This is a genomic window from Avibacterium avium (assembly GCF_900454535.1).
In the GTDB taxonomy this organism is placed as follows: Bacteria; Pseudomonadota; Gammaproteobacteria; order Enterobacterales; family Pasteurellaceae; genus Avibacterium; species Avibacterium avium.
This window is the reverse complement of record NZ_UGSP01000001.1, coordinates 1,764,016-1,777,269: the sequence shown is the minus strand read 5'-3', so window position 1 is coordinate 1,777,269 and position 13,254 is coordinate 1,764,016. Positions and strand designations below refer to the sequence as shown.

Below are 13,254 nucleotides of genomic sequence, written 5' to 3'. Positions count from 1 at the left end.
GCTATTTATTTTGATTATTTTATTTAGGAACTTTATGAATATCAAGCAATCACTCGACAGGGCATATACTACCTATAAGCTGTTGATAAATAAATGATGAATTTACATTTTTTTGATATAAATCACAGAAATAGAGTTTTTTTGTGAGATTTTGTTGTTTAAATCAGCAAATGGCATTTTGTCTGCCTTTGGATTTAGTGGTAGGATTTTGCTTTCTTTTGTTTTAGTAAGGAAGATTATGTTCAAAAAATGCTTGGGACTCTTAACGTTAGTTCCGTTGCTCAGTGTTGCCCACCCGCACGCCTTTATTGATATGCAAAGTAAGGTGTTGGTGGAAAAAGGGGAGTTAGTTGGGTTTTCGATGCAGTGGGTGCTTGATGAGCCAAGTTCTGCCAGTATTATTTATGATTTAGCCCAGTCCACGCAGCCGAGCGATAAGCAAAGGTTGATTGATGAAGCAATGAAAAATATTGTCAATGAGCATTATTTTAGCTATCTCTTTGATAAAGATAAGAAAAAGATTAAGTACAAAGCACAGCCGCAAAATTATGGAATGAAATCAAATGGCACACAAGTAATGTACTATTTTGATTTTTTGTTGTCTAAGCCCCAAGTGCTGAAGGAAAACCAGTTTGAATTAGCGACATACGATCCCACTTATTTTGTGGCAATGACTTATCCAACCGAAAATAAGCCTACAGAAAATAAGCAAAGTGCGGTGGATTTTTCACAACTTCCTGTTCAATGTTCTGGCAAGGTGATTGAACCGAATGTTGATGAAAAGGTGCGTGAATACGCGGCGTCTTTAGATCGTAGTCAGCGTGATGAGGACCCTTCCCTTGGCAAGGTTTTTAGCCAAAAAGTGGAGATCATATGCAATTAACTAACAACATAAAAAAAGCGATTAAGTATTTGCTAATATTGCTATTACTAGTGGGAATTGGCTTTTATGCTTTGCCTTATTTATTTGGGCAAACGATCATTTGGCAGAAAATCTTTAATCAACATATTTCGGGGTATTTGCATCAAGTTAAACAATATCCCGTACAAGCGGGATTAGGTTTAATCTTGATCAGTTTTCTCTACGGCGTGTTGCACGCACTTGGCCCAGGCCACGGTAAATTTGTCATTGCCAGTTATCTATCCACTCACCAAGCGAAGTTAAAAACCAGCGTTCAGCTCACGTTGTTGTCTTCTTTAATGCAAGGAGTGGTGGCAGTGGCGGCAACCTCCATTATTGTGGTGGGATTGCGTTTGTCTTCCCATTATTTCAAATTGAGCCAACTTTGGCTTGAGCGATCCGCCTTTATTTTAATGTTCTTGCTAGGCGCATACTGGATTTATCAAAGTGCGGTGAAATTTTTGCGAGAATTTCGTCACAAGAAACGCACCATTTCAGTGGGAAAAATTCACGCCATTAAACCCATTTCGGCAAAAGCGATTTCAGAAAAACCAGTTCAGCTTGTGCAATCCCATTGTGATCATAGCGATCACGCAGAAGGTTGCAGTTGTGGGCATCAACACTTGCCGAGTTCGCAGCAATTAGACAAGGCGACCAATTTTAAATCTCGTTTGCTTGTGATTTTAACCATTGGTATGCGACCTTGCTCAGGGGCAATTTTTATTCTTTTTCTTTCCTATATGCTAGATCTTTATCAATGGGGAATGGCGGCGGCAATGGCGATGGCAGTGGGAACAGGGATCACGCTATCTTTATTTGCCTTGATTGTGCAATATGCAAGGCAGACCGCGGTGAAATTAGGGCGTTGGTATGTTAGCGCAGAACATTCCCCTTATGCCGAAATTGCGGTGAAATTGATCGCAGGATTTGTGGTGATCTTCTTTGCGACAGCATTATTTTATAGCACAACCTTGCCTGTGCGTGGTGGGGCGGTGCTATTTGGCGGATAATCTTTCAGATGAAAAATAGGGGTGAAATATCACCCCTTTTTCTTTTCATCGTATCACGCGTTCAGATTAAAGTGCGGTGTAAATTAATAAAGAATTATAAGCTACATAGCAAAGAAATAGCACCAATCCTTCAACTCGGTTAATTCGCCCATTTTTTCCTTTGAAGCCGTAACCAAATAAAAACAGCAAGCCTGTTAATGCAATCATAACAAGCATATCTCGGCTAAACACTTCGGGCGTGGCTTGAATTGGGCTGATTGCGCCCGCAATGCCGACCACCGCAAGGGTGTTAAACAGGTTCGAGCCAATAATATTGCCCACCGCGAGATCTAATTCATTTTTTCTCGCTGCCATAATGGAAGCCGCTAACTCTGGCAATGATGTGCCAATGGCGACAATGGTTAAACCGATAATCAAATCGCTCACGCCTAAATAGGTGGCGATATTCACCGCACCCCACACTAATAATTGCGAGCTAGCCATTAATAGCGCCAAGCCAATCACTAGCCACAACACCGCAGTTTTCAACGGCATTTGTGATTTTTCTTTGAGTTCATCGCTAATGTCTTGTTCAAGGCTATCACCTGAATGTCTTGTGCCTTGCCAAATTGTCCAGCCCATATAGAGCGTGAAGACCGCCAATAAAATCATCGCATCAAGGCGAGAAATGGTGGCATCATAAATTAACAAGGCAGAAAGGAGGGTAACTAGCATTAACACGGGCAATTCTTTTTTTAGCACCTGCGAATTGACCATAATCGGCTTAATCATTGCGGTTACCCCTAAAATCAAGGCAATATTGGTGATGTTTGAGCCATAAGCATTCCCCAAGGCAATACCGGGGCTATGATTTAATGCAGAAAGCGCTGAAACAATAATTTCAGGCGCTGAAGTACCAAAACCTATAATCACAATGCCGATCAACAAGGGCGACATACCTAAATAACTGGCGAGAGAAGCCGCACCGTCAATAAAACGATCTGCACTCCAGACTAAAATCGCCAATCCGACCAGTATAGCGAGAAAAGATAAAAACATTTGTGTGTCCTATAAATGATGAAAAGTAGAGAATGTTATCATTATTATGAATGGCTAATTTAGAAAAAAATAAAAGCCCATAAGGAGGATATGGGCTTTAAGCTCTTTTGGAACGAAATAGCTTTTATAAAAGGAGACAAATAAAAACTGCCAAAAGAGAAAATTGGCTCCTCCTGCTGGACTTGAACCAGCGACATACGGATTAACAGTCCGCCGTTCTACCGACTGAACTAAGGAGGAATAATTCTGTATCACAAGGAATTGGTCGCAGATGATAATGATCTGTCTTTCCTTTGTCAACAGTGAAATTAAAAAAATGTTGAAAAATTATGTTCTTTTTTTATATCCACAGCGCCTGTGGATAAGTCTGTGAGTTTTAATTTGAAAAAATCGCCGATCCCTTGAAAAAACTAGGGTTTTGCGAATTGACAATAAAATTGATTGTAAAATAGCATTTCTTTATTTATCAATAAGTTAGTAAAAATCTAGAAATTTTTTTAAAATTTTTTTTGATTTTGTGAGATTTCAATCTTGACAAATATAAGTCTGTGTAAAACTTAAAATTTTGCTCAAGCCGAATGTAAAAAATTATGCTAAAATTGACCGCACTTTTCGGATAGGCAGTTTTTTATGAGTAACAAAATTCACAGCAAACCTTTTATTCTTCATTCTGATTTTTCGCCTTCTGGCGACCAACCTCAGGCGATAGAAAAGCTGAGTGAAAATCTCAATGATGGTTTAGCGCACCAAACCCTGCTTGGGGTAACGGGATCGGGCAAAACCTTTACCATTGCCAATGTGATTGCCAAGCTCAATCGCCCTGCAATGTTGCTTGCGCCAAATAAAACCCTTGCCGCTCAGCTTTATGCGGAAATGAAAGCCTTTTTCCCTGAAAATGCGGTGGAATATTTTGTTTCTTATTATGACTATTATCAGCCAGAAGCCTATGTGCCGAGCAGCGACACCTTTATTGAAAAAGATGCGTCCATTAACGATCAAATCGAGCAAATGCGGCTGTCTGCTACCAAATCTTTTCTAGAACGCCGTGATACCATCGTTGTAGCGTCCGTTTCTGCCATTTATGGTTTGGGCGATCCCGATAGCTATCTCAAAATGATGTTGCACCTGCAAACAGGGGCGATCATCAACCAGCGAGAAATTTTGACGAAATTGGCAGAGCTACAATACACACGCAACGATCAAGCATTTCAGCGCGGTACATTCAGAGTGCGGGGCGAAATTATTGATATTTTTCCTGCGGAATCTGATGATCAAGCCATTCGCATTGAATTATTTGATGACGAAATTGAACGCCTGAGCCTTTTTGATCCGCTGACAGGCACGAATTTTGGTGCGGTGCCGCGTTATACCATTTATCCGAAAACCCACTATGTTACGCCACGTGAACGGATTTTAGAAGCCATCGATCAAATCAAAACAGAATTGGCACAACGGCGAGAGTACTTCATCAAAGAAAATAAATTGCTGGAAGAACAACGCATTACCCAACGCACACAGTTTGATATTGAAATGATGAATGAATTGGGCTATTGCTCAGGCATTGAAAATTATTCACGTTATTTATCTGGGCGTAAAGAAGGTGAGCCGCCACCGACATTGTTTGATTATATTCCTGCAGACGGTTTGCTGATTATTGATGAATCTCACGTTACTGTGCCACAAATTGGTGGAATGTATCGTGGCGACCGCTCACGTAAAGAAACCTTAGTGGAATATGGCTTCCGCCTGCCTTCGGCGCTAGATAACCGTCCATTAAAATTTGAAGAATTTGAACGCCTCGCACCGCAAACCATTTATGTTTCCGCCACGCCCGGCCCTTATGAATTAGAAAAATCGGGCAGTGAAATTATCGATCAAGTGGTGCGCCCAACAGGCTTGCTCGACCCAGAAATTGAAATTCGCCCTGTGGCAATTCAGGTGGACGACTTGCTTTCCGAAGCACGCCAAAGAGCGGATAAAAATGAGCGCGTTTTGGTAACCACATTAACCAAACGAATGGCGGAAGATCTGACCGATTATTTAGAAGAACACGGCGTGCGCGTGCGTTATCTGCACTCTGACATTGACACCGTAGAACGGGTGGAAATTATCCGCGATCTCCGCTTAGGGGAATTCGACGTGCTAGTGGGAATTAACTTATTGCGGGAAGGGCTGGATATTCCCGAAGTGTCTTTAGTCGCGATTTTAGATGCGGATAAAGAAGGCTTTTTGCGTTCCGAACGCTCGTTGATTCAAACCATTGGACGAGCCGCGCGAAACTTAAATGGTAAAGCCATTTTATATGCGGACAGCATCACCAAATCAATGGAAAAAGCCATCAACGAAACCAACCGCCGCCGTGAAAAACAAATGAAATATAACGAAGAACACGGCATTGTACCGCAAGCGTTGAATAAAAAAGTGGGTGAATTGCTTGATATTGGCCAAGGCGCAACCAACAACAAAGCAAAAAGCAAACAAAAACAAAAATCCGTGGCAGAACCCACCGCACTTTATCAACCAACTAGCAGCAAAGAACTTCAGCAACAAATCAAAAAACTGGAACAGCAAATGTACAAACACGCCCAAGACTTGGAATTTGAAAAAGCCGCCGCCGTGCGTGATCAGTTACATCAGTTACGGGAAAGGTTTTTGGCGGAAGAGTGAAAATAGTTTTCTAAAATGCTAATAAAATAATACCGCACTTCAAGTGCGGTATTTTTTTCAAATTTTTAATTAAAGCACTTTTACAATGCTTTCGCAGAGATAACGGATATTATCTTCGGTGATGCCGGCAACGTTGATGCGGCCTGAGCGAACGGCATAAATGGCGAATTCTTCTTTTAAGCGATCTACTTGTTCTGGGGTTAAACCGCTGAAAGAGAACATCCCATTTTGTTGTTCGATAAAGCTGAAGTCTTGCTGTGCGCCGTATTCTCTTAATAATTCTACGAATTTATGACGCATTTCTTTGATGCGGTTGCGCATTTCGGCAAGCTCACCAGTCCATTCTTCTCTTAATGCAGGATCAGCCAACACGATGGCTACGGTGGAAGCACCGTGAGAAGCGGGGTTAGAGTAGAGTGTGCGAATGATTGATTTCACTTGGGTTAGCGCGGTTGCGGCGATTTCTGCAGTTTCTGCTACTAAAGTGAATGCGCCGACACGTTCGTTATATAAACCGAAGTTTTTAGAATAAGAACTTGCGATCAGTAGCTCTTTGTGATTTGCCGCAAAGGTGCGTAAGCCGAAGGCATCTTCTTCTAAGCCGTTAGCCAGTCCTTGATAAGCGAAGTCGAATAGCGGTAACCAACCATTTTTAGCAGACATTTCAGCCAGTTGTTGCCATTGTTCAGGGGTTGGGTCGATCCCCGTTGGGTTGTGGCAGCAGCCGTGTAATAACACCACATCGCCTTCGCCTGCGTTGCTTAAATCGGCAATTAGATTATCCCAGTCTAAGGCTTTGCGTTCTGCATCATAATAGCGATATTCACGAATGGTGATCCCTACCGCATTAAAAATCGCATTGTGGTTTGGCCAAGTTGGTGTGCTGATCCACACATTTTGTGCTTTAGTTTGGCGTTTGATAAATTCTGCGGCAATGCGTAATGCCCCTGTGCCGCCAAGGCTTTGTACAGTTTTGGCACGCCCTTGTTTCACAATGTCAGAATGTTCACCGAATAACACGCCTTGCGTACGCGCATTGAAATCGGCAACGCCGTCAATAGAAAGATAATTTTTGGTGGTTTCTACATCAAACAAACGTTGTTCGGCAGCTTTCACCGCTTTCATAATTGGTGTGTTGCCTTTGGCATCTTTATATACACCAATCCCTAAGTTGATTTTGTTAGCACGATCATCTGCTTTGAACGCTTCACCTAAACCTAAAATTGGATCCGCAGGAGCAGCATTAATATGTTCAAACATAGTCATTATCCTTCTAATGTTGTGTTTTGTTGTTAATAATGCGATTTTCTTTTTGTGAAGAAAATCCTGTGCCAAGTTATACTTGAGAATTAACCCTTTTCGCAAGTATTTATTGATACTAAATAGGCTTTCTCCTTAAGAAAGCCAATATTTATTCAAAAATTACAATAATTATTTAGATAATTTCAATTTTTCTTTTGCCCAAGTTAAACCAGATTGATAATCTTGTGGCAGTTGTTGCGCAAATTGATCTAATAAACGCATTAATTCTTGGCGATTTGGGGGAGCTAGATTAATATGCCCCACCTTGCGTCCTTCACGCACTTCTTTGCCATACCAATGCAACTGACTAAATGGCATATTGAGCCATTGGGGATTATGTGCCGTGCCAATTAAATTAATCATCACCGCAGGCATTGTGCTGACTAATTCTGGCGTTGGTAAATTCAGTAAGGCACGCAAATGCAATTCAAATTGGCTAATGGAACAGCCCAGTTGCGTCCAATGTCCGCTATTGTGAACCCGTGGCGCAAGCTCGTTAATCAATAACTTATCGCCCACCACAAAACATTCCATTGCCATCACTCCGATATAATCCAACTTGTGCATTATTTTGGCTAACATTGCTTCCGCTTGTTGTTGAAAAAGGGATTGTTTCCGAAGTGAAGGATCGGCTACGCTATAACGCAAAATGCCGTTTTGTTGTAAATTATGGGTTACGGGATAAAAACGGGTTGAGCCGTCTTTAAATCTTGCTCCCACGAGGGAAATTTCACCGTCAAAAGGAATAAATTTTTCCGCGATCACTTGCCCAAATAATTCATCGCCAATCAGATCTTGATTTTCTTGCGTGATGATCCACTGGCCACGCCCGTCATAGCCGCCAGTACGGCGTTTCACCACCACTTTCTCGCCAATGTGTTGCCAAATATCTTGCCATTGAGAAGCAGAATGAATGAGTGTCCAAGGAGAAGTGGGAAGATTGAGTTCATCAAGAAGCGATTTTTGTGAAAGGCGATCGGCAAGCAAGCCAAAAACGGAACGATTAATAAACTGCGGATGATTAGCCAATTTCTCTGTCAGCGGGGTGCTTTCCCAACGCTCAATTTCTGCGGTAATCAGGCAGTTCTTTTGCAGTTCAAATACAGGGGCATTGAAAGGCAAGGGCTCGACCTGAATATCTAAAGGCGCGCCAGCATAACGCAGCATTCGCCCAAGCTGTCCATTACCTAAGACATAAATGACGGGATATAAAGCACTTTTTTGCATTATAAAATCCTTGATGATGTTGGTTAAAAGAATAATGTTGCACGCAAAGTGCGGTGTATTTTTTGCTTATTTTTCTGTATTCTCAGCGTTGTTTTCCGCTTCTTCTCGTTCATCTTCATTTTGTTTTAACAGACGAGAAATCGCACTTAAATAAGAAATTTCCAAGGTTTCACGGCTTGTTGCCATCACCCCTTGATCAATCAAATAGCCGTCATTCACATCATAAACCCAGCCGTGCAAAGACAATTTTTTGCCACGTTTCCAAGCTGCTTGTACGATAGAAGAACGCCCAAGATTATAAACCTGTTCTGCCACATTTAACTTGGTCAGCATATCGGCACGTTGTTCTGGCGGGAGTTTGCCAAGCAAATGACTGTGCTTAAACCAAATATCACGAATATGTAGCAGCCAATTATTAATCAAGCCTAAATCTTGTTCCGACATCGCTGCTTTGATCCCGCCACAATTAGTGTGTCCGCAAATAATAATATGTTCAATATCCAGCACGTCCACCGCATATTGCACCACAGAAAGACAATTGAGATCGGTATGAATAACCTGATTGCCTACGTTGCGATGCACGAAAAGTTCACCCGGCCCTAGGTTAGTGAGTTTTTCTGCCGGTACACGGCTATCAGAGCAGCCAATCCATAGGTAACTCGGTTTTTGATGATCCGCCAGTTCACGAAAGTAGTCAGAGTTTTCCTCTTTCATCCGTGTTGCCCAACTGTAATTATTGGCGAAAAGTTGCTCAATCTTTTTCATTGAAATACTCCAAAATTAACGGGAACACAGTATAGCGAATTATCAAGAAAGGGTAAATTAATCAGTGAGGAATAAACAACAGGTATGAGCTGATAAAACAAGAGCGGTGAAAATGTTGAAATTTTTCACCGCTCTTTTGGGGGGGCTAAATAAAAGTTGCCTTGTAGTAAATAGCTATAAACCTTTCTTGATTTCTTATAAAATAACTTATAAGATAAGTCTAAATCACAAATGTTGCGCCAAAATGAAAACTTTAATTATCCAGCCTAAGGCTTTAAAACAACTGCGTCGCATTCCCGAGCGTTCTGTTATTATTGATAAATGCGAAGAATTAAAGCAATTTCCTTTGTGTGCTAATGTGAAATCCTTAATTAATCATAAATACCCTTATCGCTTCCGTGTGGGGCGTTATCGGGTATTTTTCCAGTTGATTGGCGACGCATTAAGCGTGGTCTCCATTGAAGAGGTGAAAAAACGCGATGAACGCACTTACTAATATCCAATATATTAACGATGAGCAAGGCAACCCCGCTTTTGCTGTTGTGCCGCTTGCAACCTTAGAGTGGTTAAAAAGCAAAGCGGGTTTGAAAAATCCCCTTGATACCGGTGTCCCTTATGAGGTTGCAGCCCTTGCACTTAAACAGGATATTTCTGCCGTGCGGGCGTGGCGAGAATATTTGAACCTTACGCAAGCAGAGGTCGCAGCTCGCCTTGGGGTATCGCAATCCGCTTATTGCCAGTATGAAAATGCCACTCGCCTACGCAAAAGCACTAAGCAAAAAATTGCTGATGCGTTAAATCTTCATCTTGAGCAATTGGATTTTTAATTCTCTTGGGAAAATTAAATGCAAAAGAGCGGTGAAAAATGTTGAATTTTCCACCGCTCTTTTATTTTAGCATTGACGCAGCTTTACAACGTTGCACCTTTCATCGCTTTCACGAACTGAGCCAGTTCGCTTAAGCATTTTGCGTGGTTGTCTAAATTGCGTTCGATGATTTTAACTGTGGCAGAGCCAGAAATCGCGCCAGCTGCGCCAAGTTGTAAGGCTTCTTTCACCTGTTGGGGTTGGGCGATGCCGAAACCTTGTAGGATTGGCGGCGCTTGGTGGGCTTTAAGCTGTTCTACTAGTGTATCTAAATTCGCTGCGTGGCTTTGGTTTTCGGCACTGGTTACGCCTGCGCGAGAAGCTAAATAGGTGTAGCCTTCGCTGTGTTGTGCCACGCCTTTGATGGTGGCTTCATCTGCATTGGGTGGGCAGATAAACACAGGTTGCACGCCGTGTTTTTTCGCCGCTTGAATATAAGGTTTAGCCGCAAGCAAAGGAATATCCGCTACAAGCACGGCATCTACGCCCACTTCGGCACAGCGTTGATAGAAATGATCTAGCCCCTGCGCATAAATTAAATTAGCGCATAATAATAAACTGATTGGAATTTCAGGATATTTCGACCGCACTTTTGCCAGCAATTCAAAACTTTCCGCCGTGCTGCAACCTGCTTGCAAAGCGCGGTTGTTGGCTGCTTGGATCACAGGCCCGTCTAATAAGGGATCAGAAAAAGGAAAGCCGAGTTCCAACGCGTCTGCACCGTTATCCATAAGGGTACAAATAATCTCGAAAGAACGGTTTAAATCAGGATCGCATAGGGTTACGAACGGCACAAATACGCCTTGGTTTTTAGCATTCAGTTGGGTGAATAAGGTTTCAAAACGGCTCATTAGATTTTCCCCTTTTCAGTCAAGATTTTGTCCACGGTGAAAATATCTTTATCGCCACGGCCGGATAAATTCACGACGATTAATTGTTCTTTGTCTGGATTTTGTTGGATTAATTTTAACGCATAAGCCAAAGCGTGCGAGCTTTCTAGCGCGGGGATAATGCCCTCGTGTTTTGCCAGTGCTTGGAATGCGTCAAGGGCTTCATCATCGGTAATGCTTTCATATTCCGCACGTCCGATAGCGTGCAAGTGAGCGTGTTGTGGCCCTACGGAAGGAAAATCTAAGCCCGCAGAAATGCTGTAGGATTCTTCAATTTGCCCATCTTCTGTTTGCATAATTGGTGATTTCATTCCGAAATAAATCCCCACTTTACCGTGGCGCAGCGGCGCGCCGTGTTGCCCTGTAGCGATGCCTTTGCCCGCAGGCTCGATGCCGATTAAACGCACATTCGCCTCATCAATAAAATCTGCAAACATTCCAATAGCATTAGAGCCACCGCCCACCGCCGCGATAATCACATCAGGCAAACGCCCCTCTTTTTCCAAAATTTGACGTTTGGTTTCTTCCCCGATCATCTTTTGGAACTCACGCACGATAGTTGGGAAAGGGTGAGGCCCTGCTGCCGTGCCAAGTAAATAATGGGTGGTGTCATAGTTGGCTGACCAATCACGCATTGCTTCACAACAAGCATCTTTGAGCGAGCAAGATCCTTTTTCCACTGGCACGACTTCCGCGCCCATTAAACGCATACGGAAGACGTTCGGCGATTGGCGTTCCACATCTTTCGCGCCCATATAAATACGGCAAGGCATATCCAACATTGCACAGGCAAGGGCAGTGGCAACACCGTGCTGACCAGCCCCTGTTTCGGCGATAATGCGCGTTTTGCCCATTCGTTTGGCGAGCAAAATTTGCCCTAAAACTTGGTTGGTTTTGTGCGCACCGCCGTGCAATAAATCTTCCCGTTTTAGGTAAAGTTTGGTTTTTGTGCCTTTGGTAAGATTGCGGCACAGCGTCAATGCCGTAGGGCGACCTGCGTAGTTTTTCAGTAAATCTTGAAATTCTGCCTGAAATTCGGGATCGGCTTGTGCTTCCACAAAAGCTTGTTCCAACTGTTTTAGCACTGGGACTAAAATTTCTGGCACATACATTCCGCCAAATTCGCCGAAATAAGGATTAAGTTGGGTTTCTGACATAATCGTTATCGTTCCTTTTACTTAATAATCTAAAATTTGTTTAAATAATTGCGCCAATTTAGTGGCATCTTTCACGCCTGCGCTGCTTTCTGCCCCAGAATTAATATCTAACCCTAAGCAATGTTGTGATAGGGCAAGGGCTAAATTTTCCTGATTAATACCACCAGCGAGCATTGCATTATCTTTGATTTCAGCAGGAATGAGCGACCAATCAAAGGCTTGCCCCGTGCCGCCTTGTTGATGCGCGAGCTGGCTGTCTAACACATAGCGATCAACCTGAGAAATAGGCTCAATTTGCACCGCACTTTGTTTTTCTAATGGCACAGAAACAGCTTGCCAAATTTGGCATTGGGCAGGTAGCAGTGAGCGAAGTTGCGCGATAAATTCCGCATTTTCACTACCGTGTAACTGTACCGCAAAGAGATTTAATTGCGAGGCGATTTTTACAATAAAATCAATCTCTTGATTTTGAAATACGCCAACAAAACGCAACGGTGCTTGCGTCACAAGTTCTTGCGCTTGGCGTAACGAAAGTTTGCGTTTAGAGCTTTCCGCAAAAATCAATCCGCCATATAACGCGCCTTGGTTGTACACCGCTTGCACATCTTGCGGACGAGTCAAACCACACACTTTATTTTCGCCAAAAATCACCGTTCTTACCGCGTTATTCAAATCATCGTTGCCCATCAGGCTGCTGCCGATCAAAAAGCCGTTTACATAAGGTTTTAATTGCTGAACTTGTTGATGAGAATAAATGCCTGATTCACTAATCACAATGCGATCTGCAGGAATTTGACTCGCAAGTGGTGGCGTGCGGCCAAGATCCACCGAAAGATCGTGTAAATCACGGTTATTAATGCCAATCACTTTCGCCCCCAAAGCAATGGCACGTTCTAATTCTTGCTGATTGGAGGTTTCCGTTAGTACACCCATTCCTAATTCGTGGGCTAAATCTGCCAGTTGTACATAGGTGTCATCGTCCAACACGGAAAGCATTAGCAAAATGGCGTCCGCTTGGTGATAACGCGCCAGATACACCTGATAAGGGCTTATCATAAAATCTTTGCACAGCACAGGCTGGCTGACTTGATCGCGCACTTGCGCAATGTAGGCAAAATCCCCTTGGAAATATTTTTCGTCCGTCAGCACGGAAATGGCTGCTGCATAATGTTTATACACTTGAGCGATTTCATCAAGATTAAATTCCGCGCGGATTAAGCCTTTAGATGGCGAAGCTTTTTTACATTCTAAAATATAAGCAGGGCGTTGATGCGTGCCTTGTGCCAACGCTTGATAAAAAGAGTGGTCGGATTTTTCAAGGTTTTTTTCAAAATCCTGCAATGGGAAGGCTTGGGATTTCTCCGCCACCCATTGCATTTTATCTTGCACGATTTTTTGTAAAATCGTCGGTGTTTGGTTGTTGATATTCAT

At 42.8% G+C, this 13,254-nt stretch carries 12 protein-coding genes and 1 tRNA gene; 5 read left to right on the top strand and 8 right to left on the bottom strand.

The annotated features are described in order from the left end of the window. Window positions 1-238 precede the first annotated feature (238 nt). Both DYC50_RS08640 and zevB read left to right on the top strand, forming a co-directional pair. Window positions 239-883, top strand: coding sequence for a DUF1007 family protein (locus DYC50_RS08640; protein ID WP_115249837.1), 645 nt, complete (start codon window positions 239-241; stop codon window positions 881-883). Next, a complete protein-coding gene (gene zevB, locus DYC50_RS08635) occupies window positions 874-1,911 on the top strand; it encodes a zinc transporter permease subunit ZevB (RefSeq protein WP_115249836.1) in 1,038 nt (345 codons plus the stop codon). The genes DYC50_RS08640 and zevB overlap by 10 nt, the downstream gene beginning before the upstream one ends. 66 nt (window positions 1,912-1,977) lie before the next feature. Here the strand turns inward: zevB and DYC50_RS08630 are convergent, their stop codons facing one another. Continuing rightward, window positions 1,978-2,949, bottom strand: a complete 972-nt coding sequence (locus DYC50_RS08630) for a calcium/sodium antiporter (RefSeq protein ID WP_115249835.1) — start codon at window positions 2,947-2,949, stop codon at window positions 1,978-1,980. Between the two features lie 164 nt (window positions 2,950-3,113). Then, a tRNA-Asn gene (locus DYC50_RS08625) sits at window positions 3,114-3,189 on the bottom strand. A gap of 390 nt (window positions 3,190-3,579) precedes the next feature. Here DYC50_RS08625 and uvrB point away from each other — a divergent pair. Further along, window positions 3,580-5,616 (top strand): excinuclease ABC subunit UvrB, encoded by a 2,037-nt coding sequence (uvrB, locus tag DYC50_RS08620; protein WP_115249834.1) that lies wholly within the window; start codon window positions 3,580-3,582, stop codon window positions 5,614-5,616. Window positions 5,617-5,685: 69 nt separating this feature from the next. Here the strand turns inward: uvrB and DYC50_RS08615 are convergent, their stop codons facing one another. The 3 genes from DYC50_RS08615 to can form a co-directional block, all read right to left on the bottom strand. Then, entirely contained in the window at window positions 5,686-6,876 is a 1,191-nt protein-coding gene (locus DYC50_RS08615) for an amino acid aminotransferase (RefSeq protein WP_115249833.1), read from the bottom strand. 171 nt (window positions 6,877-7,047) lie between these two features. Then, window positions 7,048-8,145 (bottom strand): 5-(carboxyamino)imidazole ribonucleotide synthase, encoded by a 1,098-nt coding sequence (gene purK / locus DYC50_RS08610; protein ID WP_115249832.1) that lies wholly within the window; start codon window positions 8,143-8,145, stop codon window positions 7,048-7,050. A gap of 66 nt (window positions 8,146-8,211) precedes the next feature. Continuing rightward, complete coding sequence (gene can, locus DYC50_RS08605; protein WP_115249831.1) at window positions 8,212-8,910, bottom strand: carbonate dehydratase; 699 nt, start codon at window positions 8,908-8,910, stop codon at window positions 8,212-8,214. 244 nt (window positions 8,911-9,154) lie between these two features. On the opposite strand from can, the gene DYC50_RS08600 reads away from it, so the two are divergent. Further along, window positions 9,155-9,406 carry a type II toxin-antitoxin system RelE family toxin gene (locus DYC50_RS08600; RefSeq protein ID WP_115250193.1) on the top strand — a complete coding sequence of 84 codons (252 nt, stop codon included), beginning with the start codon at window positions 9,155-9,157 and terminating at the stop codon, window positions 9,404-9,406. Next, the gene (locus DYC50_RS08595; RefSeq protein ID WP_115249830.1) at window positions 9,390-9,737 is read left to right on the top strand and encodes a helix-turn-helix domain-containing protein; all 348 of its coding nucleotides are present in this window, start codon (window positions 9,390-9,392) and stop codon (window positions 9,735-9,737) included. The genes DYC50_RS08600 and DYC50_RS08595 overlap by 17 nt, the downstream gene beginning before the upstream one ends. An 83-nt stretch (window positions 9,738-9,820) precedes the next feature. On the opposite strand, the gene trpA is transcribed toward DYC50_RS08595, so the two are convergent. From trpA to trpCF, 3 genes are read right to left on the bottom strand one after another with little or no spacing between them, the layout of a single operon-like run. Beyond that, window positions 9,821-10,627, bottom strand: coding sequence for a tryptophan synthase subunit alpha (gene trpA, locus DYC50_RS08590; protein ID WP_115249829.1), 807 nt, complete (start codon window positions 10,625-10,627; stop codon window positions 9,821-9,823). After that, window positions 10,627-11,823, bottom strand: a complete 1,197-nt coding sequence (trpB, locus tag DYC50_RS08585; protein ID WP_115249828.1) for a tryptophan synthase subunit beta — start codon at window positions 11,821-11,823, stop codon at window positions 10,627-10,629. The genes trpA and trpB overlap by 1 nt, the downstream gene beginning before the upstream one ends. A 21-nt stretch (window positions 11,824-11,844) precedes the next feature. Further along, window positions 11,845-13,254 (bottom strand): bifunctional indole-3-glycerol-phosphate synthase TrpC/phosphoribosylanthranilate isomerase TrpF, encoded by a 1,410-nt coding sequence (gene trpCF / locus DYC50_RS08580; protein ID WP_115249827.1) that lies wholly within the window; start codon window positions 13,252-13,254, stop codon window positions 11,845-11,847.

Coding starts and splice junctions, on each gene's coding strand:
- DYC50_RS08640 (WP_115249837.1), top strand. CDS start 239: ATGTTCAAAAAATGCTTGGGACTCTTAACGTTAGTTCCGTTGCTCAGT.
- zevB (WP_115249836.1), top strand. CDS start 874: ATGCAATTAACTAACAACATAAAAAAAGCGATTAAGTATTTGCTAATA.
- DYC50_RS08630 (WP_115249835.1), bottom strand. CDS start 2,949: ATGTTTTTATCTTTTCTCGCTATACTGGTCGGATTGGCGATTTTAGTC.
- uvrB (WP_115249834.1), top strand. CDS start 3,580: ATGAGTAACAAAATTCACAGCAAACCTTTTATTCTTCATTCTGATTTT.
- DYC50_RS08615 (WP_115249833.1), bottom strand. CDS start 6,876: ATGTTTGAACATATTAATGCTGCTCCTGCGGATCCAATTTTAGGTTTA.
- purK (WP_115249832.1), bottom strand. CDS start 8,145: ATGCAAAAAAGTGCTTTATATCCCGTCATTTATGTCTTAGGTAATGGA.
- can (WP_115249831.1), bottom strand. CDS start 8,910: ATGAAAAAGATTGAGCAACTTTTCGCCAATAATTACAGTTGGGCAACA.
- DYC50_RS08600 (WP_115250193.1), top strand. CDS start 9,155: ATGAAAACTTTAATTATCCAGCCTAAGGCTTTAAAACAACTGCGTCGC.
- DYC50_RS08595 (WP_115249830.1), top strand. CDS start 9,390: ATGAACGCACTTACTAATATCCAATATATTAACGATGAGCAAGGCAAC.
- trpA (WP_115249829.1), bottom strand. CDS start 10,627: ATGAGCCGTTTTGAAACCTTATTCACCCAACTGAATGCTAAAAACCAA.
- trpB (WP_115249828.1), bottom strand. CDS start 11,823: ATGTCAGAAACCCAACTTAATCCTTATTTCGGCGAATTTGGCGGAATG.
- trpCF (WP_115249827.1), bottom strand. CDS start 13,254: ATGAATATCAACAACCAAACACCGACGATTTTACAAAAAATCGTGCAA.